This is a genomic window from Christensenella tenuis, assembly GCF_014287795.1.
GTDB classification, from domain to species: domain Bacteria; phylum Bacillota; class Clostridia; order Christensenellales; family Christensenellaceae; genus Christensenella; species Christensenella tenuis.
In genome coordinates, this window is record NZ_JACOON010000001.1 from 297,399 (window position 1) to 319,025 (window position 21,627).

Consider the following 21,627-nt stretch of genomic DNA (forward strand, 5'->3'; position numbering starts at 1 on the left):
ATGGAGAAACAGAACCTGAAGATTATCAATTTTGAACGCCCGGCGGATTTTTATTTCCAGTCGGCGCTGAAAATGATAGATAATATGAATTACCTGGGGGCGCTTCCTATGGTACGCAAAGCGCTTGAAAAAGCTCCCGGAAACCTCGATTACATGATGAAACTTGCGGAAATCCTAACCGAGCTTTCGAAGTATGAGGAATCAAACAGTGTATTGTTTGAAATTCAAATGAAAGCAAAGGACGAACGGAGCGAATGCTTCTTTGGCATGGGATGCAACTTTATTGGTCTGGGAGACCTTGATAAAGCGGAAGAAAGCTTTGAGAAATATTTAACGACATCCCCGGATGGTGAATATCGTGAAGAGGTGGAAGAATTTTTATCCTTATTTTGCGATATCGAGGAAGAGGAAGAATATCTTCTAGAGGATGCCTATGAACTAAAACAACAAAAGCTGGCAGAAGAGGGTAAACGCCACCTTGACAATTGCGAATATCAAAAGGCAATTGAGGTTCTGGAGAAGATCAATACAAATGACCCGGATATGCTATTTGCAAAAAATAATCTTGCTCTTTCTTATTATTGTATGAAAAAGACGGAAGAAGCAATCAGAATTACCCAGAAGGTCTTAGAGCGTGATCCGGAAAACATACATGCCAATTGCAATATGGCGATGTTTTTGAGCCGAAAAGACCACGCTGCGGCTTGCAGGTATGTTGAAAAAACAGAGCGCGGGCAGAGAAATACACAGGATGATTTTTATAAAATTGCAATTACTTATTGTGAAATCGGAGAACATGAAAGAGCGCTTAAGTATTTAAGCAATATTCTTGCGACCTGCCCGTACGATGAAAAAGTTTTGTTTTGTGCGGGGGTTGCAAGCTTTAATATGAAGCGTTACGCAGAATCTGTAAACTTCTTTTCGGATATTATCAAATTGGAGCCGGAGGAGAGCATAGCAAGCTATTATTTAAAATATGTGAAAGACGTAATGGAAGGGAAAAAGGCGCACGACGAACTTAGTTATGTATTTCAAGTTCCGCCCAATGAGGCTAGAAACCGTATTCGCTACTTGAATGAAAAAATGAAATTACCAGAGGAAGAATTCAAACAGTTATGGGAAAACGACAGAAAACTGAAAGATATTCTCCTGTGGGGTCTTGAATACGGGGATAATTTCATCAAACAGACGGTGGTAGAGATTATCAGCGGATTTGGCGGAGAAAAAGCAGAGCGGGTATTCCGGCGCTATATCCTGAAAAGAAGCCAACCGGATGAAATTAAGAATGAAATATTTATCGCGTTAAAGCGTATGCATGCAGACGAGCCATATATCGCTTACTTTAATGGAGGCATCGTTGAAGTAAAGGTTGGAATTCTCGACAATGTAGAAGAGAATGCAACAAAATATTTTGATAAGCTGTTCGATCTCCTTGTCAGTGTTGTGAGCGGGGAATATTCAGAACAATTGGCGGGGAAAGCTGTGAGCCTGCTTCAGGAGTTCACCGAACGGGGTGCAGGGAACACATATTTTCCCGAGACAAAAGAATTCGCCGCAGCGATTGCCTTTGCAACGCTCTACCTGAATGGAAAGACGGCAGAACCCCGGAAGATTGCGGCGCTTTTTAACGCTGATGTAAACAGGCTTTCGGCAATTGCGATGGAGATTATTAATACGGTTGGAGAGAAAGAGGAAAAATAATGGCAAGAATTTCATCAGAAAAAATTAAAGAAAATCCAAGGATAAGGATTTTAGTGGAACAGGCGAATACTTGCCTTGAAACGCTTGGGTATACGGATCATGGGCCGCGGCACGTGGGCTATGTGAGCAGGATTGCCGGAGAAATATTAGAAAAATTAGGATATCCGGAAGACCGCGCAGAACTTGCGCGTATTGCGGGATGGACACATGATGTCGGCAACATGATCAACCGGAAAATGCATTCTCTTACGGGAGCGACACTTTTATTTGACGAATTCCAGCGGATTGATATGGATTTGCAGGATGTATGCGATATTTGTTCTGCAGTTGGTGCGCACGACGAGGAAACAGGAACGCCCGTGAGCGACATTGCGGCGGCTTTGATTATTGCGGATAAGGTGGATGCGTATAAAAAGCGCGTAAAACACAAAGATATGGACGATATTCATGACCGGGTAAATCTTTCTATTTATGAGACAGATGTGCGTGTTTCCCAGGAAAAGAACCAAATTACGTTCGAATTGAAAATGAAAGATTACGCAACACCAATGGAGTTTCTGGATATCTATCTGGGCCGCATGAAAATGTGTGAAAAAAGCGCGGCATTTTTGGGATGTACGTTTAAGCTTGTAATCAATGGACTGGTGATGAACAAAATTGGAGGTCAGCAGGCGTGAAATATCGGTGCTACGCCTCGTGTGCGTTTGGGATTGAAGGCATTCTTGCGGATGAACTGAAAGGTTTAGGGTTTGAAAATGTCAGTGCGCAGGATGCCCGTGTCTATTTCGATGCGGATGAAAAGGGAATTGCAAAGGCTAACATTTTTTTGCGTACGGCGGACAGGGTCTATCTGGTGCTAAAAGAATTTAGAGCTATAACGTTTGACGATTTGTTTGAAGGCGTAGCGGCTATCCCTTTTGGGGATATCATGCCGTCCGACGCGCGTTTTCCGGTTGATGGGAATGCGGTGAGGTCGGCCCTTGGGAGCGTATCGGACGTACAGGCAGTTACCAAAAAGGCCGTAGTGACGGCAATGCAAAAGGTATATCCAAAAGAACGGTTTGAAGAAAACGGAAGCATGTTCAATCTCTACGTAAACCTTTTTAAAGATCAGGTGACAATTGCCTTGAATACCAGTGGAATGGGGCTCAATCGAAGAGGGTATCGATTGAAAAACGCGCAGGCTCCACTCAAGGAAACGCTTGCTGCAGCACTTATTATGATTTCGCGGTGGCGTACACGTGATTTTTATGACCCACTATGCGGAAGCGGAACGATTGCGATTGAAGCAGCCATGCTGGCTTCCGGCATGGCACCGGGACTCAAACGGAGATTTGATGCACAGGGATACGGCAATGAATTCCGCAAACAATTTGCGGAAATGAAGGAATATGCGCAGAGTCTCTTAAAAGAGCCGGAAATGGATATTTTTGCAGGCGATATTGATCGGAAAACACTTGAGCTTGCAAAAGAACATGCGCACAATATGGATGTTGCCCAGTATATCCGGTTCTCAAAAAAAGATGTACGGGAGTTTGAACAACCTTGCCGCCCAGCTTCTGTCATTACCAATCCTCCTTATGCGGTGCGCATGGGTGAAGAGAAAGAAGTAGCGAAACTTTACCGCGCCATGGGAGAGGCCTTGCGTCCCCTTGAGGATACAGTGATATTTGTTATTACCGCGGATAATCAGTTTGAAGCAAAATACGGGGCGAAAGCAGACAAGCGCAGGAAACTTTATAATGGTAGCATTAAATGCACCTATTATCAATATTTCAGAAAAAAGCATTAGAGAACCAACACGTTTCTTAACAAATTTAAAATTACGTATGCAATTTTAAAAAAATAGTTGATTTTTGTCATAAATCTGATAAAATATTAGAAGTCGGCAATAAATAGGTGCCAACGTGGCTCAGGTGGTAGAGCAGCTGATTCGTAATCAGCAGGTCAGCGGTTCGAGTCCGCTCGTTGGCTCCATACCGGGGTGTAGCGCAGCTTGGTAGCGCGCTTCGTTCGGGACGAAGAGGTCGCAGGTTCAAATCCTGTCACCCCGACCAAAACGGAAATGACACACGTATATGTGTGTCATTTTTATGTGCTATTTTTCAAAAAGTTACATAACTACCGTTAAAACCATGTTTCGTATGAACTAATTATTTGGGATAAATGACCGCTAAATACGCAGACACCTAAGTATTTATAATTTTTATTATAGCATACAATTTTCTTAATAAACTATTAACAATGTTTGAAAAAAGGCCGTGTAAATTGAATTTTGTGGAAAGCCATGCTATAATTCAGCTATATTAACTCACGAAAGGTAGTTACTATTATGTTTAAAAAGATTATGGCAGTCGTGCTGACCGTTGTTTTAGCAGTGTCTTTTGCTGCACCGGCCCTTGCGGCTTCCCAAGAGGCGCGCGTCGTTATCGGCGCAGATAATACGGAAGACCAGATTGCGGATGTTTATAATTATTTTGGAATCAATCGCGGTGATGTAACGGAGTTGCAAGTTACCAACGGTGAGGAAAGGCAGTATTTGGAAGGACTTGTTCCAGATCAAAAAATCGGAAATGTAGCGCTTTCCTGCGTTTACATTGAACCTAATGACGGCAGTGGGATCGAGCTCGAGGTCAATAACATCAATTACGTGACGGAGAAAATGTATAAAGCGGCGCTTTCTACGGCAGGCGTAACGGATGCAAAAGTGAAAATCACGGCGTATAAGCCTGTTTCGGGTACGGGAGCCCTCGCAGGAATTTATAAAGCCTATGAAGATATGACAGGTACGGTATTAAGCGAATTTGCAAAGGATACCGCAGTAGAAGAACTTGTGGTGACAGGTGAACTGCAGGAAGCTCTTGGGGATGTGTCGATTGATATTATTAACGACCTGAAGGGCAAGCTGAAAGAAACTAAAAATATGACGGATGATCAGATCATTGAACTGATCAAAGAAACGGCCGATAAATATGAGGTAACATTGACGGATGACCAGATCCAGCAAATATTGGAACTCGTCAAGAAATTCAACGAACTGAATTTGGATCCCGACACATTCTTGAATTTGTTCCAGGCAAAGCAGGGAGTAGAAAATTTCTTCACAAGCGTAGGAGATTTCTTTAAAAGTATAGGAGATTTCTTTGTTAACCTGTTTGGCGGAGGAAAGTGAGCCTTTGCGGCGAAACCGTTCCAATAAATTATTGGAACGGTTTTTTTGTACAAAAAATGCAACATTTCTTACTTTGCGGTATAATAGAAAAAAACCAATCGCTATAAAAATAGTGTTTAGAAAAGAAGGGCAGCACAGGAATTGGAAGATCGTTTTTCATCCGGTAAGAAAGTCGCGATACTTGGCATCGCAGTCAATATTGTATTGCTACTGTTGAAATTAACCGCGGGATATTCGTCGGGAAGTCAAGCGATGATTGCCGATGGGTTTAATAGTATGGGAGACGTATTCGCCTCTACCGTTACCCTGCTTGGAAGCATTTATGCAGCAAAACCGAAAGATGCCGACCATGCATGGGGACATGGGAAGGCCGAGTATATTGCTTCGATGATTATTGGATTTTCTATGGTCGTAATGGCAATTTATACGATTACGGGATCGGTGGACTCTCTTTCCTCGGGAGCAGAACTGGAATTTTCATGGTGGCTGGTCGGCGTTGCAGGAACGACGATTATTTCCAAATTTATTTTGTATTGTTATTGCATCAAAAAAAGCAAAAAATTTAATAGTGTGCTGATTAAGGCAAATGCACAGGATCATAGAAATGATGTCTTTGTGACTTCCGGTACGCTTGCCGCAATTTTTTTGAGCATGGCAGGTCTATATTTCATGGATGGGCTGATTGGCCTTGCAATATCCGCATGGATTATTTATAGCGGAGTTATAATCGTGTTGGAGTCGGCACGCGTATTGATGGATGCTGGCGTTGGCGAAAAGACATTGGAGGAATATAAGAAACGGGTAATGGAAATCGACGGGATTGACCATATTGATAGCCTGAATACGAAGCCGGTTGGAGCAAAGTCGATCCTTGTAGTCAAAATATCTGTTGACCGTGATATGACTGTAATTAAAAGTCATGAAATTGGAAAAAAAATTGAAGAAGAACTTCTTGCATCCTATCCTGAACTGGATGATGTAATTGTTCATGTTAATCCCGATTTGCCGCATGAAGAGGGAAGGCACTGCCAGTTGTGAAAAAGGTCTTGAGGATATTCCAATTATTTTTATTTGTATCGAGAAAAAAATCTGCTGCTGTGCAACAGATTTTTTTCTCGGAAGTATCATATATGTTTAACGCCTCCCGGCGGGATGGCCAAAGGCCTTGCGGCCTTTTAGAGAAAGAAGATTTATGAAAAGTTGTAACTGCTTTTCTTTATATGTATCATACCAGTGAATTATGAAATGCATATGAATGAAATATGAATAGAAAATGAATAATGCTTTGCGCCTAATAGCAAAGTTTGTGCAGGGCTAAAGAGCAATTTTGTATGAAATTCGTTCAAAGAATCCAAAAAAAGAGAAAATAGTATAATAAATAAGAAAATATTCGCAGTATGATTATAGTAAGGTATAGTTCTACTAATAAATATTGCCTACGGGCAAAAAAACGGGGAGGATGTTTAAATGAGTGTTTATGAAGATTTGAGTACGTTGGTTCAGCAGGGGAGAGCGAACAACGTAAAAGAGATCATTGCGGCAGAGCTCGAAAAAGGAACTAACGCACAAGATCTGTTGCAGGATGGACTTCTGGTCGGGATGTCTATCATCGGGGAAAAATTCAAAAATAATCAGGTGTATGTACCGGAAGTTCTGATTGCAGCTCGTGCTATGCAGGCGGGTATCGATTCACTGGCAGGAGCCTTGGCTTCGGAAAAGGTGGAGTCTAAAGGCAAAGTTGTTCTTGGAACGGTAAAAGGCGACCTGCACGATATCGGTAAGAACCTTGTAAAAATTATGTTGGAAAGTAAGGGCCTTGACGTAATTGATCTTGGCGTTGACGTATCTGCTGAAAAGTTCGTTGACACTGCAATCGCGGAAGGCGCACAGGTAATTGCCTGCTCCGCACTGCTGACGACGACAATGGCGGTTATGAAAGAAGTTGTTGACGAAGTTAATGCAAAGGGCGTAAAGGATAAAATTAAAGTTATGGTCGGCGGCGCACCTGTTACCGAAGACTTTAAAAATAAAATTGGTGCAGATTATTATACGGCGGACGCTTCCAGCGCGAGCGATGTTGCATTGCAGATTTGCCAGTAAAGGCTTAGATTTTAAGAGCTGTCAGTTGCTTGGCAGCTCTTTTTTTCACATTTATATTCTGAAACAGTATTGCTAGGAGAGGAAAAATGGAAAAAGAACTGGTATGCAGAGGGGAGTGTTTATTTGGCAAATGCCCACATAAACACTGTATAAAGTTTGCGCAGCAGGACGCAGAGGCAAAAGATTTACGCGCTGAAATGAAAATATTGACGGATGGAGTCATGCCGGAACTAAAAACAGAAAAAACCGGATATGGAATTGCTGTTGATATTGGCACGACAACCGTTGTTGCCTACTTATATCATTTTGATGAAGCAAAATGCATCTGTGTAAAAAGCAGGATCAACGCACAGGCGTCTTTGGGGTTGGATGTTATTTCACGTATCAAATTTTGTACGGATCAGAATGACGGCCTGAAAAAAATGAACGATGCTATTATAAAAGAGCTGAATTCGTTGATGGATGAAGCTTTTGACGAAAGTGGAGTAACGCGCGAACAGATTGCGGAATGCGTTATTACCGGAAATACGACGATGCTGCATTTGCTTGCTAATTTATCGCCCGTATCAATGGGCGTATTGCCGTTTGAGCCGCTTTCCACGTTTGGCTGCTATGAGTCTGCGGAGAAGCTTGGGATTGCTCTGCCGGGCGCTCAGTGCTATTTAACACCATGCATGTCAGCTTTTGTAGGGGGAGATATTACCTCTGCGCTTTTAGCAACTGGTTTTGCCGGTTCCGATGAAATTTGCCTGCTGATGGACATTGGTACCAATGGCGAAGTGGCCATCGGTAACAAAGATTTTATCCTGAGCACGTCTACCGCTGCAGGACCAGCCTTTGAGGGCGCTCAAATCAGTTGCGGAATGGCAGGTGTGAAGGGTGCAATTAACAGTGTGGATGCATTGCAGGGAAAATTGAAAACAACTGTCATTGGCGGTGGAAATGCACAGGGATTATGCGGATCGGGTCTTCTTGACACGATTGCCTTGATGCGCAAGATTGGCGTGATTGATGAAACGGGGCGAATCGCGGATGAAACGGGCAGCCGGTTTATTGGTGAGAAGGATGGCGAACCAGTTATTCTGATTACAGATCAGGTGTTCATTACCCAAAAGGATATCCGTGAACTTCAGACGGCAAAAGCTGCCGTTGCGGCAGGTGTGCTTTCCCTTGTTAAAGAAGCCGAGATGCAGGTGAAGGATATTAAACGGGTTTATCTTGCCGGAGGTTTCGGAAATTATATGAACCAGCAAAGCGCAACCGAAATTGGCCTGCTGTCAGCTGACTTCAGGGAAGTAATCAGCGTTGGAAATGCTGCAGGCGCGGGTGCAAGCATGGCTTTATTCGATCGGGCGTATGAAAAAGATATGAACCATCTTTGTGCGGTTGGAAAGCATGTAGAGCTTGGGAGCAATCCGTATTTTATGGATAAATATGTGGAGTGTATGTATTTTTGAGCATAAGGCTTTCGGTAGAAAAGGGAATTTATGCGGTCTGTAAGCTGAAAGAAGCCTACTTGCCGCAGGCAAAGGATTTTTTGAGCCTTACGGTGACGGAGGAGGAATTCTCCCTCGTATGTAAGCAGGAAAGCATTCCTGCAGTCGCCACGAAGGTCCAGGGAGACTTTGCGTTGCTGAAACTGGAAGGTCACCTTGATTTTTCTTTGGTGGGAATTCTGGCCGGAATCAGCGATGCGCTTGCCAAAGAGAAAATTAGTATCTTCTGTGTTTCAACGTATAATACAGATTATATCCTGCTTCGTGAAAAAGAACTGGAGCGTGGAATATCTGCTCTGCAGAAAAATGATTATGTAATTGATATCTGAAATAAAAAATACGCCTACAGGCAGGCGTATTTTTTATGGGATTTGCAGATGCATAAAGACTGCCCCATACAGATTAAACAGGAGGGCAAATGAACCGAGGAAAAATTCCCATTTCGCGGGCTTGCCTTTGTTGGAAAAAAGAAAATACAGAAGGACAAAGGGTAACAGGTCAACTGTATACCGGGCACCAAATTGCCAGCCGCCAAATGTTTTATGGCTCAAAAGGAGCAATAGGCTTGCCGAAAAGCCTATAATCAACAATATTTTTTCCAGTGTCATCTTCTTAGATGACACATCGCGAATCACCATGACAAACCATATAATAAAAATTGGATTGGCAACGAAAAACATAAATCCGTTAAATTGTGGAATATCGAGGGAAGCATCGCCCAGCAGGGTTACAGGGCGCAAAAAAATATTATAAGCGTTTTCTTGTAGGTATTGAAGTCCGAATTGTTCATTGCCGGCTCCTGTAAATTCAGGCAAATAGTTGTGGCCAAATTCGAAAGGATCGTTGAAGCGAATATAATTATATGAGCAGTAACTTAGGGCGATAAACGCAGGAATAATCAGGTATTTCATCTTATGAAGCACAATAAATCCGATTTTTGGCGAGGAAGCCTCCCGGTACTCCTGTATACAGAAATATAGAAACATGATCAGAAAAAGGCAAATAGAGAATGGACGGCATCCAACAGCAAACGCAAGCAGAATCAGGGATAATGTCTTTTTATGGTATAGAAAGCAAAGAATGGACCCAAAACACAAGGTGAGATTCAGTCCTTGGGCCAAAAACCAGGAGCCGCCGGAAGTGGACATCCAGAACATATTACTGCCCAATATAAAAAATATTGCCCAAAACATCGCAAAAATATCCCGCACACCTATTTTGCAAAAACATTTATAGGCAAAAACGACACTTAAAAGAGAATATACCATGATGACAAAATTACTCGGAACGTCAGAACCGAAAATGAAAGTCAATGGAAACATGATAAGGGAAGGGACGGGCGGAAAAGATACATAATAATTCCCTTCATATTCTGCAAGCTCGAGCCAGGAATAGTTCTGGGGAAGGAAAGCGTTACCCTCACGCCATGCAAGAGCTTGTAGTGTGTAACTGTCCCAATCATTATAAGAAAAAAGCGTGCCGCCAAAGAGGTCATGGAAAAGAATATAACCCCAAACGAGAATAATCAGTGTCCCGAACAGCAGCCAATCGAATTTCCGTTTATATAGTATTGTTTGCCGCGATTTCATGCTTTCATTATAGCATACATAATGTTGCCTGGGTTGAAAAAATAATTACCGCGCTTGCGCACTCGAAATAAAACTCCATGTACAAAAAGGAGAAAAAACGTCTGGAAGATAGAAGGGGAAAAAAATAAGCCCGCTTAAAAGGGACTTATTTCTTGGTGGAGATAAGCGGATTCGAACCGCTGGCCTCTTACATGCGAAGCAAGCGCTCTACCAGCTGAGCTATACCCCCAAATGCAATTCATCACGCGAATTATATTTTACCAAAGTTCGATTCGAATTTCAAGCATAAAATTAGAAAACCGCCGCAATATTTTACGACGGTTTTTTTGATCTTAATATACTATTTTAGAAAACGCGTTTGGCTCCAAGGAAATTTCGTGCATAATATCCGGAGGACATACTGCTGACCGCTACGCCGCCTGATGAAGGAGCGGAATGAATCATACTGCCGCCACCGAGATAAATACCGATGTGGCCTACCGAGGAACTTTTGTCTGATTTAAAATATACAAGATCGCCTGCCTGAAGGGAATTTACATTTGTAATCGTATCCCATCTGGAAACATTAGAATATCCAGCCGAACTAAGGCGGCTCGTTGCCACTCCCGAATTTTTGAGACAATAGTATACGAAACCAGAACAGTCATAAGAATTTGGGCCGCTGGAACCATAGGAATAAGGTTTGCCAATTTGCGTATGTGCAATTTCAATCATACGGTCAACATCCGAATTTCCGCTACTGGAAGAAGAACTTCCGGAAGAACCTTCAGAAGAGGATTCGGAGGAACCGGAAGAGCCTTTTTTCACATCGTCAGAATAAAGAACTCTACGCGTGTCTTTTCCCACTACACCATCCACGGAAAGACCATTTGCATCCTGGAAACTTTTGACAGCGCCCGTTGTGATGCTGCCGAAATATCCTGTAGATGTTGCATCAAAATAGCCGAGTGCGTTCAAGCGATCCTGCATGGCTTTGATATCGTCACCACTATCACCAGGATACATCGTATAATATTTTACTCCTTCGGATTTCAGCAGAGACAAACATTCGGCATCCATAATACCCGTTATGGGCAGGTTATTGGTGCGCTGAAATTTTTCTACCGCTTCCGTAGTAACCGGGCCATAATACCCGGTAATACTCGAATATTCGTAATATTCACGATCTTTCAGGCGCTGCTGCAGGTCGGAAACTTCGCTGCCTTTATCCCCGGGATTCAAGGTCGTGCCGCTATTTATATCTGAAGAAGAGGATGGGGAAGCTGTTGCATCGCTTTTTATCCCGTTCACTTCACGGCTCGAATCAATTTCCGAATAGTCGTCGCCAAAGAGAGCGCGCCTGGTATCAGGACCAGCTTTTCCATCGACCACAAGTCCTTTATCTGTCTGAAACTGCACGACAGCATTTTGAGTGTCCGTACCGAAATATCCGGTAGGATTACATTTTAAGTAGTCCGTTTCATGTAATTTTTCCTGAAGAGCTTCAACCCATTCGTCCCTGTCACCAATTTGCAATACTTCATACCTTGAAACAGCCATTGCTGAAAAAGGAGCAAAAGCGAGAACAGCCAAACAAACGGAAATACCTGCGACCAATTTTTTAAACATAAATAGACCTACCTATAACGTATTATAACAATATGAAATAATTGTAACAATTTCTTAACATTTATACAATCATTAATTACCCTTATAAACTCCGAAAAAACATTAAAATCCTACAAATCAAGCAAATACCTTTAAAATACTACCGAATTCTTGATATATCATTTGGGTTTGGATTCGGGGGCGTAGAACAGGATATAAAAAAGAGCCCTGAATCCACAGGGCTCTTCCAATTAACCAATAACTTTTTTTTCGAGTTTAATATAGTTTTTCAAGACCTCCATGACCTCTGTGAAGCGCGATGGGGTAAGGGATTGTTTGCCATCCGACAAGGCATGAGACGGGTCGTTGTGCACTTCAATCATGAGGCCGTCAGCGCCGGCGGCGACAGCTGCCTTGGCAAGCGGTTCAACGAGCCAATCGAGTCCAGCGGCATGACTTGGATCTGCAATAACCGGCAGGTGCGAGAGGCGCTTAATCATGGGAATTGCGCTCAAATCGAAGGTATTCCGCGTATAGGTTTCAAACGTCCGGATGCCGCGTTCACATAGAATAACATTTTCATTTCCACCGGACATGATATATTCCGCACTCATTAAGAGTTCTTCAATCGTATTGGCCAGACCGCGTTTCAAAAGAATTGGCTGTTTTAAGTGGCCTAATTCTTTTAGCAGGCGAAAATTTTGCATATTGCGGGCGCCAACCTGAATAATATCCACATCCTCGAACAATGGGATATCAGAGATCCCCATAATTTCGGTTACAATAGGTATCCCATATTTTTTTTTGCATTTGAGCAGAAGATCAATTCCGCTTCCTTCCAACCCTTGGAATGCATAAGGAGATGTACGGGGTTTAAACGCGCCGCCACGCAAAAAATTTGCCCCGCTTTGCATAATGTTTTTTGCAATTTCTAAAATTTGCGACTCACTCTCGACAGAACAAGGGCCGGCCATTACCGCAAAATGTCCGCCGCCAATCTTTTGCCCCAACACATCGACAACAGTATCGTCTGCATGGAATTTCCTGTTTGCTTTTTTATAGGGCTCTGAAACACGGCGTACGTCTTCTACGATATCGCGTGCTTTCAAACTGTCGATATCAACAATGGAAGTATCGCCGACAAGGCCGATGATTGTAGTGTTTTCGCCTTCGCTCAGGTGCGTTTTGAAATTTTGCTCCTCGAGAGAATGGAGCAATTCGCCAACTTTTTCTTTAGGAGTATTTTGCTTTACGATAATAATCATTGCTATGTTACCTCACATTCCACCATATTATAAACGATTGGCAGAAAGAACGCAAAAAGAATATTATGAACCAAATTTTACGAAAATCTAACGTAAAAAAGAACTACGGCCGTAGCCGCAGTTCTTTTCGAAAATTATGGTACTGGAGGAACATTATATTGAAAAAAATCATTAACTCTATTTATAGATTATCACAAGAAAAAACACTTGTAAAGAGTTTTTTGTAATATTATCGTAATAAATTTATTGAAAAGTTTACAAACAGTTTTTGACGGAGGAAAAGGCGAAGTCTTTATGATTTATGGGCTGCGTTTTTGAAAAAAAACTTGAATTGCGGAAATGTATCGCATATAATAAACGCAAGGAGTATAAAACAATGTTAGCAGTATCGACACGATTTTTTAGCATGTTTGGCTTTAACGGTTTTTACCGTTGGAGCTTGTTTGCATGTTGATTTCTGTCGGTATACGCATTGAAACAGATAAGGTCGTAGATGTTATGCTGTGAGTGCCGACAGGCGTTCGCAGCTTTTTTATTTTAATACTTTAACGAAGCGAGGAGCAAGAAATATGATTGTAGTTATGAAAAGCAGCGCAACAAAAGAAGAGGTCCTTCGTGTCACCGATGCGCTTATCAAAAAAGGAATGCAGGTGCAGACAAATAAAGGCGTCGACTGTACGGTGCTTGGCGTTTTAGGAGATACCTATACGGTAGACAAGGAGCGCGTCGGAATGATGAACGGCGTTGACCGTGTTGTCTCGGTACAGGAGCCTTACAAAAAAGCAAACCGTAAGTTCCATCCCGAAGACAGCGTAGTGAATGTAAACGGCGTGCCAGTAGGGGGAGGCACGCTCACTGTGATGGCAGGTCCTTGCTCGGTCGAATCCTTTCCTCAATTGGAAGGAATAGCCGTGCAATGCAAAGCATCCGGCGCACAGATTTTGCGGGGGGGCGCTTTCAAACCCCGTACGTCTCCTTATGCTTTCCAAGGGCTTGGAGAACAGGGCCTGGATATCCTTGAGGAAGTCAGAAGAGAAACAGGCATGCCTATCGTAACGGAGATTATGGCGCCGCGATATGTTGAATTGTTTTCGGAAAAAGCGGATATTATCCAAATCGGCGCGCGGAATATGCAAAATTTCGACCTGCTGAAAGAAGTTGGACAGACTAAAAAACCGATTCTTTTAAAGCGAGGACTTTCCAGTACGATTGAGGAACTTTTAATGAGTGCGGAATATATCATGTCCGGCGGAAATGAAAATGTTATTCTGTGTGAACGCGGCATCCGGACGTTTGAAACCTATACGCGAAACACACTGGACATCAGCGCAATTCCTGCGATTAAGAAATTATCTCACCTTCCCGTTGTCGTTGATCCGAGCCATGCATCGGGATTGTCTTACATGGTGGAATCGCTTGCTTTGGCAGCGGTTGCCGCCGGTGCGGACGGTCTGCTGATTGAGGTACATAACGATCCCAAACACGCGTTGTGTGATGGAGCGCAATCCCTTACCCCGGAAGCGTTCGATGGGATTATGCATAAAATTAATGCTCTTAAAAGCATAATGTCCTGATGGTGAAGCAAATGAGAAATGTTTTTGTAGATGCAGATAATGGAAAATATGATATAGTAATAGGAAACGGCATTCTTTCAGATGAACCTCTGCAGGGTTATACGGATTATGCGATTGTTACGGACGATGTAGTTTATCCTCTTTTGGGAAAATATTTTCCCGGAGCAAAATGGATCGTACTTCCCTCCGGGGAAGTATCGAAAAATATGCAAAATCTGGAAATGATTTATCAGAAACTGATGGAATACGAAATCGACCGGAAGGGTGCTGTGGCAGCATTGGGAGGTGGCGTTATCGGTGATATCACCGGTTTTGCAGCGGCAACCTTTAAACGGGGAATTGCATTCATCCAATATCCGACGACTCTTTTGGCTCAGGTTGACAGTTCGGTTGGCGGAAAGGTCGCAGTAAATCTTCCGGGCGGAAAAAATATGGTTGGCGCGTTTTATCAGCCAGCCGCCGTGGTTGCGGATACAAAAACGCTGGAGACGCTTGATGCGCGCCAGTATGCCGCCGGGATGGCGGAAATTATCAAGTACGCATATATTTACGATGAAAAGCTATATGAAGTATTGATGGAAGGCGGCGCTGAAATTGAAGAGATTGTCGGGCGATGCTGTGAGATCAAAGCAGATTATGTGAAGCAGGATCCCTATGATACAGGTATACGCATGCAGCTTAATTATGGACATACAATCGGGCATGCAATCGAAACGACCGCTGGTTATGGGACGCTTCTTCATGGAGAGGCGGTTGCCATAGGAATGGTATATGCAGCGAAACTGGGGGAAGCGCTTGGTGTTTCTCCAAAAGGGCTTGCGGAAAATACGCAAATATTACTCAAAAAGTATCACTTGCCAGTTTCTGCGGAACCAGGTATTCTGGAGGAAGCACTTGGAATTCTTCTGGCTGATAAAAAGGCAGAAGGCAGTTTGATCCATTTTGTTTTAATCGATCAGATCGGCCATGCCGTTACTCAAAAGCTGGAAGCGCAGGAAATTCAAAAAATAATAAAGGAATTGTATTTATGAAAAAAGTAGCTCCCTCGAATATCCAAGGAAGCATTAAAGCTATCCCATCCAAAAGTGTATCGCACCGGGCTCTGATTTGTGCGGCGTTGGCCAAAGGAGATTCGGTTCTGGAAAATATGGCTTTTTCCGAAGATATATCGGCAACAGCGAATGCACTTCGGGATCTTGGACTATGTGAATATGAACTTCATGACAATGTGTGTATTGTGCACGGAGGCCTTCACAGGGAAGGCAAAGAAGAGATTGATTGTGGAGAATCAGGTTCCACCCTGCGCTTTTTGGTTCCACTTGCTCTTGATGGGAAAAAACGTACGTTTAAGGGCCATGGACGCTTAATGAAACGTCCCCAGGGGGCATATGACCGTATTTTCCTCAGAAATAATGTGGAAGCGGTGAAAACAGAAAATTCTATTACAATATGCGGAACGCTTGACAGCGGCGAATATGCGATGCCAGGGGATATTTCATCGCAGTTTGTATCGGGAATGCTCTATGCGCTGCCTCTGCTGATGGATGATTCAGGGATTCACCTGACGACAAAAATTGAATCCCGGCCTTATATTGATCTCACGCGGAATGTACAGGCAATGTTTGGGGTAACAAGCCGTTGGCGCGGACATATCATCGACGTATCGGGAAGGCAAGGATATAGGCCGCATGATATGACAATCGAAGGCGATTATTCACACGCCGCCTTTTTTGCCGTTGCAGCAGCCTTGAGCGGAGAAGTTTTACTGCAGGGATTGAAGGAGAATTCGGAACAGGGCGATAAAGAGATCTTGGGAATCCTGCAATGCATGGGAGCGGAAGTTGAGCACCGGGAGGACGGTATTTTTGTCAGGAAAAAGATGCTCAAACCCATTGAAATCGATGTAAGTCAGATACCGGATCTCGTACCGGTGCTTGCTGTGCTTGGCTGTGCCGTGGAAGGGAAAATGCGAATTTATAACGCCGGACGGCTGCGCTATAAAGAGAGTGACCGCCTGCATGCAATGGCCCATGAACTTGAAAAAATTGGTGCGGATATTACGGAATACGAAGATAGCCTTGTTATCAATGGAACCGGCATGTTGGATGGTGGTGAGGTTGAAAGCCATTCCGATCACCGGATTGCAATGGCGCTTACCGTTGCTTCGTGCATCGCAAAGAATGCAATTACGATACATGACCCTATGGTCGTAAAGAAATCTGCTCCAAATTTCTATGAAGAATTTGCAAGTCTGGGAGGAATTGTGGAATGAGTGCAACATTTGGGAATCGTTTGAAGGTTACTCTTTTCGGGGAATCCCATTCTGCCGCGATTGGAATTGTGATTGACGGACTTCCAGCGGGCATGGAAATTAATGAGGAAAAAATCAAGCAGGCGATGAGACGACGTGCGCCTAATGCTTCTATTGCTTCCACCAAACGTAAAGAACCCGATATTCCAGAAATTGTGAGCGGCTACTTCAAGGGAAAGGCAACGGGAACGCCTCTTGCGGCGTTTATTCGTAATCAGGATACACGTTCACGGGATTATGAAAAAACCGCTGCATTGCTTCGCCCGGGCCATGCGGACTATACTGGATTTATGAAATATCATGGCGCAAATGATTATAGGGGAGGAGGGCATTTTTCCGGAAGGTTGACGGCACCTTTGGTTTTTGCGGGCAGCATCGCACGTCAGCTGCTCGAACGGGAAGGGGTTCGGATAGCGGCCCGCATTCAAAGCATTGCAGAAATTACCGATGAAGGGTCTTATTCATTCAGCCAACTGGAAGAAGCGGAAATAAAAGAGTTCGCAGCGGTTGACTCTGGAGCGGCTGAGAAAATGCAGGAGAAAATTTTCGAGGCGCACAGCAATGGAGATTCCGTAGGCGGGATCATAGAGTGCGTAGTGGATGGCCTTCCGGTAGGCTTGGGAGAGCCTTTTTTTGGCAGTGTGGAAAGCAGGCTTGCACATATGATGTTCTCCGTTCCGGCGATTAAGGGAATTGAGTTCGGAAAAGGATTTGAGCTGACGACAATGCAGGGAAGCGAAGCGAATGATTCTCCCGTTTTACAGGATGGAAAAGTGTCATTTGAGACGAATTATAACGGTGGAATTGGCGGCGGCATTACAAACGGTATGCCCGTTGTCTTCCGCGTCGCTATTCGCCCTACGCCTTCCATAGCAAAGGAACAAAAGACAGTTGACATCAAAGCGATGAAGGAAGCTGCACTCCGGATTCATGGACGACATGATTCCTGTATTGTGCCGCGTGCCGTGGAGGTTGTCAAATGTGCGGCGGCGCTTGTGATGGCGGATCTATGGTTGGAGGTATACAATGGCTGATTTGGAAGCATTGCGCAGGGAGATCGATGCGGTAGACGAGGAGATCGTCCGGGCCTTCGAAACAAGAATTCAAATTGCGGAAGAAGTCGCAAGATGCAAAATAGAAAAAGGGCTGCCGGTGCTTGACCGGAAACGGGAGGCGGAATTGCTGAAAAAGCGGGAAGAAATGCTTTCCAACCAAGAACTTTCCAGCGATATCGACCGGGTTTTCGAATTGCTGATGAGCCTTAGCCGGGCGCACCAGCGCCGGCTGGTAAGGGAAGAAAGAAGGCCCACGCAGAAAGGTATCGGCGAGGTGTGTAAAGTGGGATATTCCGGCATTCGCGGTGCTTATGCAGATATGGCGCAGGATCAGTATTTTCACAGTCAGGCTCAGGCGGTCAGTTACGGTGGATTTGAAGAGGTTTTTGCGGCGGTTGAAGCAGGCGAAGTTGCCTTTGGTGTCGTTCCCATTGAAAATTCATATGCGGGAAGCGTCTTGCAGGTATATGATCTTTTGGATCAATACGAGGTTTTCATTGCCGGGGAACAGCTCATTCATATCGATCATGCGTTACTCGGTGTTCCAGGAGCGACTCTTTCCGATATCCGGGAAGTTTATTCACACGACCAAGGACTCCTGCAATGCTCGGATTTTTTAGACAATTATCCGCAGTGGAGAAGGGTTCCCTACTATAATACCGCTGCCAGCGCGGAATATGTAGCAGGCGCCGGTGATCCGTCCAAAGCGGCGATTGCCAGTGAATATGCGGGAAATATTTACGGATTGGAACTATTGAAGGGTACGGTCAACACCAGCGGGGAGAATAGCACACGTTTTATTGTGATTGGACCGATAAAAAATACTGATGAAAATGCAGACAAAGCAAGTCTTAGCTTTGTATTGGAGCATAAACCCGGAGCGCTTGCGCATATCCTGAACGTTTTTTCCAGACGTGAGCTTAATATGGTAAAGCTGGAATCCAGACCGTTGCAGCATCGCAATTTCGAATACCGTTTTTATGTTGACTTTGTCGGCTTTAGAATCGGGGCGCATATTGAAAAGGCAATTTTGGAAATCGAGCCCTATTGCACGCAGATGAAATTATTGGGAATTTATAGGAATGGGTGTTGATATGGGCCATATCTTTTTGACGGGAATGATGGGATGTGGAAAATCCTCGGTGGGAAAGAGTCTTGCCTACAAGCTTGATTTACCCTTTATAGATCTCGATGCAAGGATTGAAGAAAGGCAGAAAAAAGCGATTAATGATATCTTTGCAGAAAGCGGGGAGACGTTTTTCAGGGAGATTGAAAGCGCTGAACTTAAAAATGCCGCCCGCCATGAACCGGATTCCGTAATTTCCTGCGGCGGGGGGATTGTGCTTTCGGAGCAAAATGTCCGCATTATGCGTGAAACGGGAAACGTGATATGGGTATACAGGGATATCGACAGCATTATAGACACCGTAGATATCCAAAAACGTCCTTTGCTGAAAGAGGGCGCGGAACGTGTGCGCAAAATATTTGAGGAACGCAGAGAACGCTATGAGGGGTCCTGCCATTTTAAAATCAACAACGATGATACGATCGACAGGGCGGCGGAACGGATTATCTCTGTCTTAAAATGCGGATGATCTCTGCGGCGACTGCGTTATAATCATTCTGATCCGGTAAAATCCGGAACCATTTTTCAAAAGAAAAGAAGGCCTGCCAGATTAACATTCCGAGGCCATTCATCGTTTTGAGGCCATTCCTGCCCGCGTATTTGAGAAACAAAGTTTGCTCAGGCGAATAGATTAGGTCGCATACGGTTGCATGGGAGGGCAGCAGCTTGAGAAACGAGAGATCTTCAAAGTCATACCCTGTACCATTCATGCCAAGGGGGGTCGTATTAATCAACAGGTCGCAGTTTCTAAGATGTTGACTGATATCGGTAAGGCTGCCATGCGCCGCATTGATCTGCTGCGCTATTTTTTTTGCTTTTTGCGGCGTGCGGTTGACAATCGCAATACTCCGGGCGCCGTTTTCCACGGCATCGCATGCCAACAGTTTTGTAACGGTTCCCGCCCCAATAAATACAATGTTTGCCCCGGTATAATCCGCTCCAATATTACGCAACGCGGTGAGAAACCCCTGTGCGTCAGTGGAATAGCCATACAGGCCGTCCGGCCGGACAACGATCGTGTTGGCTCCCTCCTGCGCTTCGGCGGATATATGGCATAAATAGGGTAGAATCTCCTGCTTGAGCGGCATCGTGACATTAAAACCTGAAATATGCCGCTCCGGAAGGGCGGCAATAAAATTTTTGAGTGTATCAGTTTCCACGAGCTCTTTTCCATAAGCGCAATTCAGTCCGTACCGCGCATAAAGCGTGTTATGGATAACAGGGGATAAACTATGGGCAATGGGGGAGCCGATGACGCAATAATTTTTCAGCATACGAATGGAAAAACTCCTTTATAATATGATACAATCAAGTATAACATATTTAGATTATTTTGGAGAAAGCAATGAAAAAAATTTTAGTGATGAACGGTCCCAACCTTAACATGCTCGGTATAAGGGAAAAGGGAGTATACGGCGTAAAAACACTGGACGAAATAAACGATTTTATCTGCGGGCAGGCGGAGGGGTTGGATGTGGAGCTCGAATTTTTCCAATCCAACCATGAAGGTGCGCTGATTGATAAGCTACATGATGCTTATGGAAGAAAAGACGGCGTCATCCTCAATGCGGGAGCCTATACGCATTACAGCTATGCGATACGCGACGCGATCTCTTCCATCAGTATTCCCTGCGTGGAAGTACATCTTTCAGATATTCATGCACGTGAAGAATTCCGACATGTTTCTGTGATTGCGGATGTGTGTATCGCCCAGATTTGTGGAAAAGGAGAGCAGGGATATATTGAAGCGCTGAAAATACTGTTGGAGGAAAAACAATGATTGAGGGCTTGCAGGAATGTATTCGCATTGCAAACGACGTTGAAATGCCGGGCTTTGGTCTTGGGCTATACAAAGCAAAAGCCGGGGAAGAAGTATACCGGGCTGTTCGTTTTGCTTTGGATGCGGGATACCGGCATATCGATACTGCAACTTTTTATGGAAATGAGAAGGATGTAGGACTTGCTATAAAAGACAGCCGAATACCGCGGGAAGAAGTGTTTGTGGCAACAAAGTTGTGGCCGACCGACTTTGCACGGGCGGGGGAGACCTTTGAAAAAAGCCTCTCATTACTGGGAACAGGCTATGTCGATTTATATATGCTGCATTGGCCGGGAACAGATAAATTCTTGCGTTACCGAACCTGGGATATGGTTCTTGATTTGCGGGAAAAAGGCCTGATCCGTGCTGCCGGCGTTTCCAATTTTACTGCAGATCAGCTTGCAGACCTGAAAGAAAAGACAGGAGAATTTCCGGCGAATGATCAAGTGGAACTCCACCCATGGTTCCAGCAAAGGGAATTGCGAAGATTTTGCGGGAAAAATGGGATAGCAATTACTGCGTGGGGTCCGATTTTTCACGGACACCTCAGTGAAGAACCGTTGATGGAAGAAATCGGCAGTCACTATGGAAAGACGGCGGCACAGGCAACTTTACGCTGGCATATCCAAAACGGAAACGCTGTGATTCCAAAGTCGGTTCATCAGGACAGGATCCTTTCGAATGCAGATATCTTTGACTTCATGCTTTCGCAGGAAGATATGCAAAGAATCGATGCACTTGATGGAAAACGCAGGTTTTCATGGGATTCGGAAAAATTTGACGGAAATGCCGACAAAGCGAGAAAAAATATCACAAAGTAACGGAGGAAACG

Annotated in this window: 20 protein-coding genes and 3 tRNA genes; 18 read left to right on the forward strand and 5 right to left on the reverse strand. The window is 44.2% G+C overall.

Features of this window, described 5'->3' with window-relative positions:
• From H8S18_RS01435 to H8S18_RS01480, 10 genes are all read left to right on the forward strand, one after another.
• Entirely contained in the window at positions 1 to 1,701 is a 1,701-nt protein-coding gene (locus H8S18_RS01435) for a tetratricopeptide repeat protein (protein ID WP_186856530.1), read from the forward strand.
• Positions 1,701 to 2,378, forward strand: a complete 678-nt coding sequence (locus H8S18_RS01440; RefSeq protein WP_186856531.1) for an HD domain-containing protein — start codon at positions 1,701 to 1,703, stop codon at positions 2,376 to 2,378. Before H8S18_RS01435 ends, H8S18_RS01440 begins: the two co-directional genes overlap by 1 nt.
• Positions 2,375 to 3,493, forward strand: coding sequence for a THUMP domain-containing class I SAM-dependent RNA methyltransferase (locus H8S18_RS14915; protein WP_186856532.1), 1,119 nt, complete (start codon positions 2,375 to 2,377; stop codon positions 3,491 to 3,493). Before H8S18_RS01440 ends, H8S18_RS14915 begins: the two co-directional genes overlap by 4 nt.
• Before the next feature lie 109 nt (positions 3,494 to 3,602).
• Positions 3,603 to 3,678: transfer RNA gene (locus H8S18_RS01450), tRNA-Thr, on the forward strand.
• Positions 3,679 to 3,681: 3 nt separating this feature from the next.
• Positions 3,682 to 3,758 (forward strand) — tRNA-Pro (locus H8S18_RS01455).
• A 275-nt stretch (positions 3,759 to 4,033) separates the two neighbouring features.
• Positions 4,034 to 4,873, forward strand: a complete 840-nt coding sequence (locus tag H8S18_RS01460; RefSeq protein ID WP_186856533.1) for a DUF1002 domain-containing protein — start codon at positions 4,034 to 4,036, stop codon at positions 4,871 to 4,873.
• A 141-nt stretch (positions 4,874 to 5,014) separates the two neighbouring features.
• Entirely contained in the window at positions 5,015 to 5,911 is an 897-nt protein-coding gene (locus tag H8S18_RS01465) for a cation diffusion facilitator family transporter (protein ID WP_186856534.1), read from the forward strand.
• Positions 5,912 to 6,340: 429 nt separating this feature from the next.
• A complete protein-coding gene (locus H8S18_RS01470; RefSeq protein ID WP_186856535.1) occupies positions 6,341 to 6,973 on the forward strand; it encodes a corrinoid protein in 633 nt (210 codons plus the stop codon).
• An 86-nt stretch (positions 6,974 to 7,059) separates the two neighbouring features.
• Positions 7,060 to 8,430, forward strand: a complete 1,371-nt coding sequence (locus H8S18_RS01475) for an ASKHA domain-containing protein (RefSeq protein WP_186856536.1) — start codon at positions 7,060 to 7,062, stop codon at positions 8,428 to 8,430.
• Positions 8,427 to 8,798, forward strand: coding sequence for an ACT domain-containing protein (locus H8S18_RS01480; protein ID WP_207721617.1), 372 nt, complete (start codon positions 8,427 to 8,429; stop codon positions 8,796 to 8,798). The genes H8S18_RS01475 and H8S18_RS01480 overlap by 4 nt, the downstream gene beginning before the upstream one ends.
• A gap of 33 nt (positions 8,799 to 8,831) precedes the next feature.
• On the opposite strand, the gene H8S18_RS01485 is transcribed toward H8S18_RS01480, so the two are convergent.
• The 4 genes from H8S18_RS01485 to aroF (H8S18_RS01500) all read right to left on the reverse strand — a co-directional run bounded on the left by H8S18_RS01485 (position 8,832) and on the right by aroF (H8S18_RS01500) (position 12,910).
• Positions 8,832 to 10,058, reverse strand: a complete 1,227-nt coding sequence (locus tag H8S18_RS01485) for a hypothetical protein (protein WP_186856538.1) — start codon at positions 10,056 to 10,058, stop codon at positions 8,832 to 8,834.
• 153 nt (positions 10,059 to 10,211) lie between these two features.
• Positions 10,212 to 10,287, reverse strand: a tRNA-Ala gene (locus H8S18_RS01490).
• 116 nt (positions 10,288 to 10,403) lie between these two features.
• On the reverse strand, positions 10,404 to 11,666 hold the full coding sequence (locus H8S18_RS01495) for a C40 family peptidase (protein WP_186856539.1): 1,263 nt from the start codon (positions 11,664 to 11,666) through the stop codon (positions 10,404 to 10,406).
• Between the two features lie 230 nt (positions 11,667 to 11,896).
• The gene (aroF, locus tag H8S18_RS01500; protein ID WP_186856540.1) at positions 11,897 to 12,910 is read right to left on the reverse strand and encodes a 3-deoxy-7-phosphoheptulonate synthase; all 1,014 of its coding nucleotides are present in this window, start codon (positions 12,908 to 12,910) and stop codon (positions 11,897 to 11,899) included.
• A gap of 569 nt (positions 12,911 to 13,479) precedes the next feature.
• On the opposite strand from aroF (H8S18_RS01500), the gene aroF (H8S18_RS01505) reads away from it, so the two are divergent.
• From aroF (H8S18_RS01505) to H8S18_RS01530, 6 genes are read left to right on the forward strand one after another with little or no spacing between them, the layout of a single operon-like run.
• A complete protein-coding gene (gene aroF / locus H8S18_RS01505) occupies positions 13,480 to 14,484 on the forward strand; it encodes a 3-deoxy-7-phosphoheptulonate synthase (protein WP_186856541.1) in 1,005 nt (334 codons plus the stop codon).
• Positions 14,485 to 14,495: 11 nt separating this feature from the next.
• Positions 14,496 to 15,515 (forward strand): 3-dehydroquinate synthase, encoded by a 1,020-nt coding sequence (gene aroB, locus H8S18_RS01510; RefSeq protein WP_186856542.1) that lies wholly within the window; start codon positions 14,496 to 14,498, stop codon positions 15,513 to 15,515.
• On the forward strand, positions 15,512 to 16,756 hold the full coding sequence (gene aroA / locus H8S18_RS01515; protein WP_186856543.1) for a 3-phosphoshikimate 1-carboxyvinyltransferase: 1,245 nt from the start codon (positions 15,512 to 15,514) through the stop codon (positions 16,754 to 16,756). The genes aroB and aroA overlap by 4 nt, the downstream gene beginning before the upstream one ends.
• Positions 16,753 to 17,829 (forward strand): chorismate synthase, encoded by a 1,077-nt coding sequence (gene aroC, locus H8S18_RS01520; protein ID WP_186856544.1) that lies wholly within the window; start codon positions 16,753 to 16,755, stop codon positions 17,827 to 17,829. The genes aroA and aroC overlap by 4 nt, the downstream gene beginning before the upstream one ends.
• A complete protein-coding gene (locus H8S18_RS01525; RefSeq protein WP_186856545.1) occupies positions 17,822 to 18,943 on the forward strand; it encodes a bifunctional chorismate mutase/prephenate dehydratase in 1,122 nt (373 codons plus the stop codon). The genes aroC and H8S18_RS01525 overlap by 8 nt, the downstream gene beginning before the upstream one ends.
• On the forward strand, positions 18,933 to 19,445 hold the full coding sequence (locus H8S18_RS01530; protein WP_186856546.1) for a shikimate kinase: 513 nt from the start codon (positions 18,933 to 18,935) through the stop codon (positions 19,443 to 19,445). Before H8S18_RS01525 ends, H8S18_RS01530 begins: the two co-directional genes overlap by 11 nt.
• Here H8S18_RS01530 and aroE read toward each other — a convergent pair.
• Positions 19,420 to 20,250, reverse strand: coding sequence for a shikimate dehydrogenase (aroE, locus tag H8S18_RS01535; RefSeq protein ID WP_186856547.1), 831 nt, complete (start codon positions 20,248 to 20,250; stop codon positions 19,420 to 19,422). The genes H8S18_RS01530 and aroE overlap by 26 nt on opposite strands.
• 71 nt (positions 20,251 to 20,321) lie before the next feature.
• On the opposite strand from aroE, the gene aroQ reads away from it, so the two are divergent.
• On the forward strand, positions 20,322 to 20,756 hold the full coding sequence (gene aroQ, locus H8S18_RS01540) for a type II 3-dehydroquinate dehydratase (protein WP_186856548.1): 435 nt from the start codon (positions 20,322 to 20,324) through the stop codon (positions 20,754 to 20,756).
• Complete coding sequence (locus H8S18_RS01545) at positions 20,753 to 21,616, forward strand: aldo/keto reductase (protein ID WP_207721618.1); 864 nt, start codon at positions 20,753 to 20,755, stop codon at positions 21,614 to 21,616. Before aroQ ends, H8S18_RS01545 begins: the two co-directional genes overlap by 4 nt.
• Positions 21,617 to 21,627 lie beyond the last annotated feature (11 nt).

What these genes read in the sequence shown, in the direction of transcription:
- H8S18_RS01475 (WP_186856536.1), top strand. Translation starts at nt 7,060, where the DNA reads ATGGAAAAAGAACTGGTATGCAGAGGGGAGTGTTTATTTGGCAAATGC.
- aroF (WP_186856541.1), top strand. Translation starts at nt 13,480, where the DNA reads ATGATTGTAGTTATGAAAAGCAGCGCAACAAAAGAAGAGGTCCTTCGT.
- aroF (WP_186856540.1), bottom strand. Translation starts at nt 12,910, where the DNA reads ATGATTATTATCGTAAAGCAAAATACTCCTAAAGAAAAAGTTGGCGAA.
- H8S18_RS01545 (WP_207721618.1), top strand. Translation starts at nt 20,753, where the DNA reads ATGATTGAGGGCTTGCAGGAATGTATTCGCATTGCAAACGACGTTGAA.
- H8S18_RS01485 (WP_186856538.1), bottom strand. Translation starts at nt 10,058, where the DNA reads ATGAAATCGCGGCAAACAATACTATATAAACGGAAATTCGATTGGCTG.
- H8S18_RS01530 (WP_186856546.1), top strand. Translation starts at nt 18,933, where the DNA reads ATGGGTGTTGATATGGGCCATATCTTTTTGACGGGAATGATGGGATGT.
- aroE (WP_186856547.1), bottom strand. Translation starts at nt 20,250, where the DNA reads ATGCTGAAAAATTATTGCGTCATCGGCTCCCCCATTGCCCATAGTTTA.
- H8S18_RS01495 (WP_186856539.1), bottom strand. Translation starts at nt 11,666, where the DNA reads ATGTTTAAAAAATTGGTCGCAGGTATTTCCGTTTGTTTGGCTGTTCTC.
- aroQ (WP_186856548.1), top strand. Translation starts at nt 20,322, where the DNA reads ATGAAAAAAATTTTAGTGATGAACGGTCCCAACCTTAACATGCTCGGT.
- H8S18_RS01460 (WP_186856533.1), top strand. Translation starts at nt 4,034, where the DNA reads ATGTTTAAAAAGATTATGGCAGTCGTGCTGACCGTTGTTTTAGCAGTG.
- aroB (WP_186856542.1), top strand. Translation starts at nt 14,496, where the DNA reads ATGAGAAATGTTTTTGTAGATGCAGATAATGGAAAATATGATATAGTA.
- H8S18_RS01470 (WP_186856535.1), top strand. Translation starts at nt 6,341, where the DNA reads ATGAGTGTTTATGAAGATTTGAGTACGTTGGTTCAGCAGGGGAGAGCG.
- H8S18_RS01525 (WP_186856545.1), top strand. Translation starts at nt 17,822, where the DNA reads ATGGCTGATTTGGAAGCATTGCGCAGGGAGATCGATGCGGTAGACGAG.
- aroC (WP_186856544.1), top strand. Translation starts at nt 16,753, where the DNA reads ATGAGTGCAACATTTGGGAATCGTTTGAAGGTTACTCTTTTCGGGGAA.
- H8S18_RS01440 (WP_186856531.1), top strand. Translation starts at nt 1,701, where the DNA reads ATGGCAAGAATTTCATCAGAAAAAATTAAAGAAAATCCAAGGATAAGG.
- H8S18_RS01435 (WP_186856530.1), top strand. Translation starts at nt 1, where the DNA reads ATGGAGAAACAGAACCTGAAGATTATCAATTTTGAACGCCCGGCGGAT.
- aroA (WP_186856543.1), top strand. Translation starts at nt 15,512, where the DNA reads ATGAAAAAAGTAGCTCCCTCGAATATCCAAGGAAGCATTAAAGCTATC.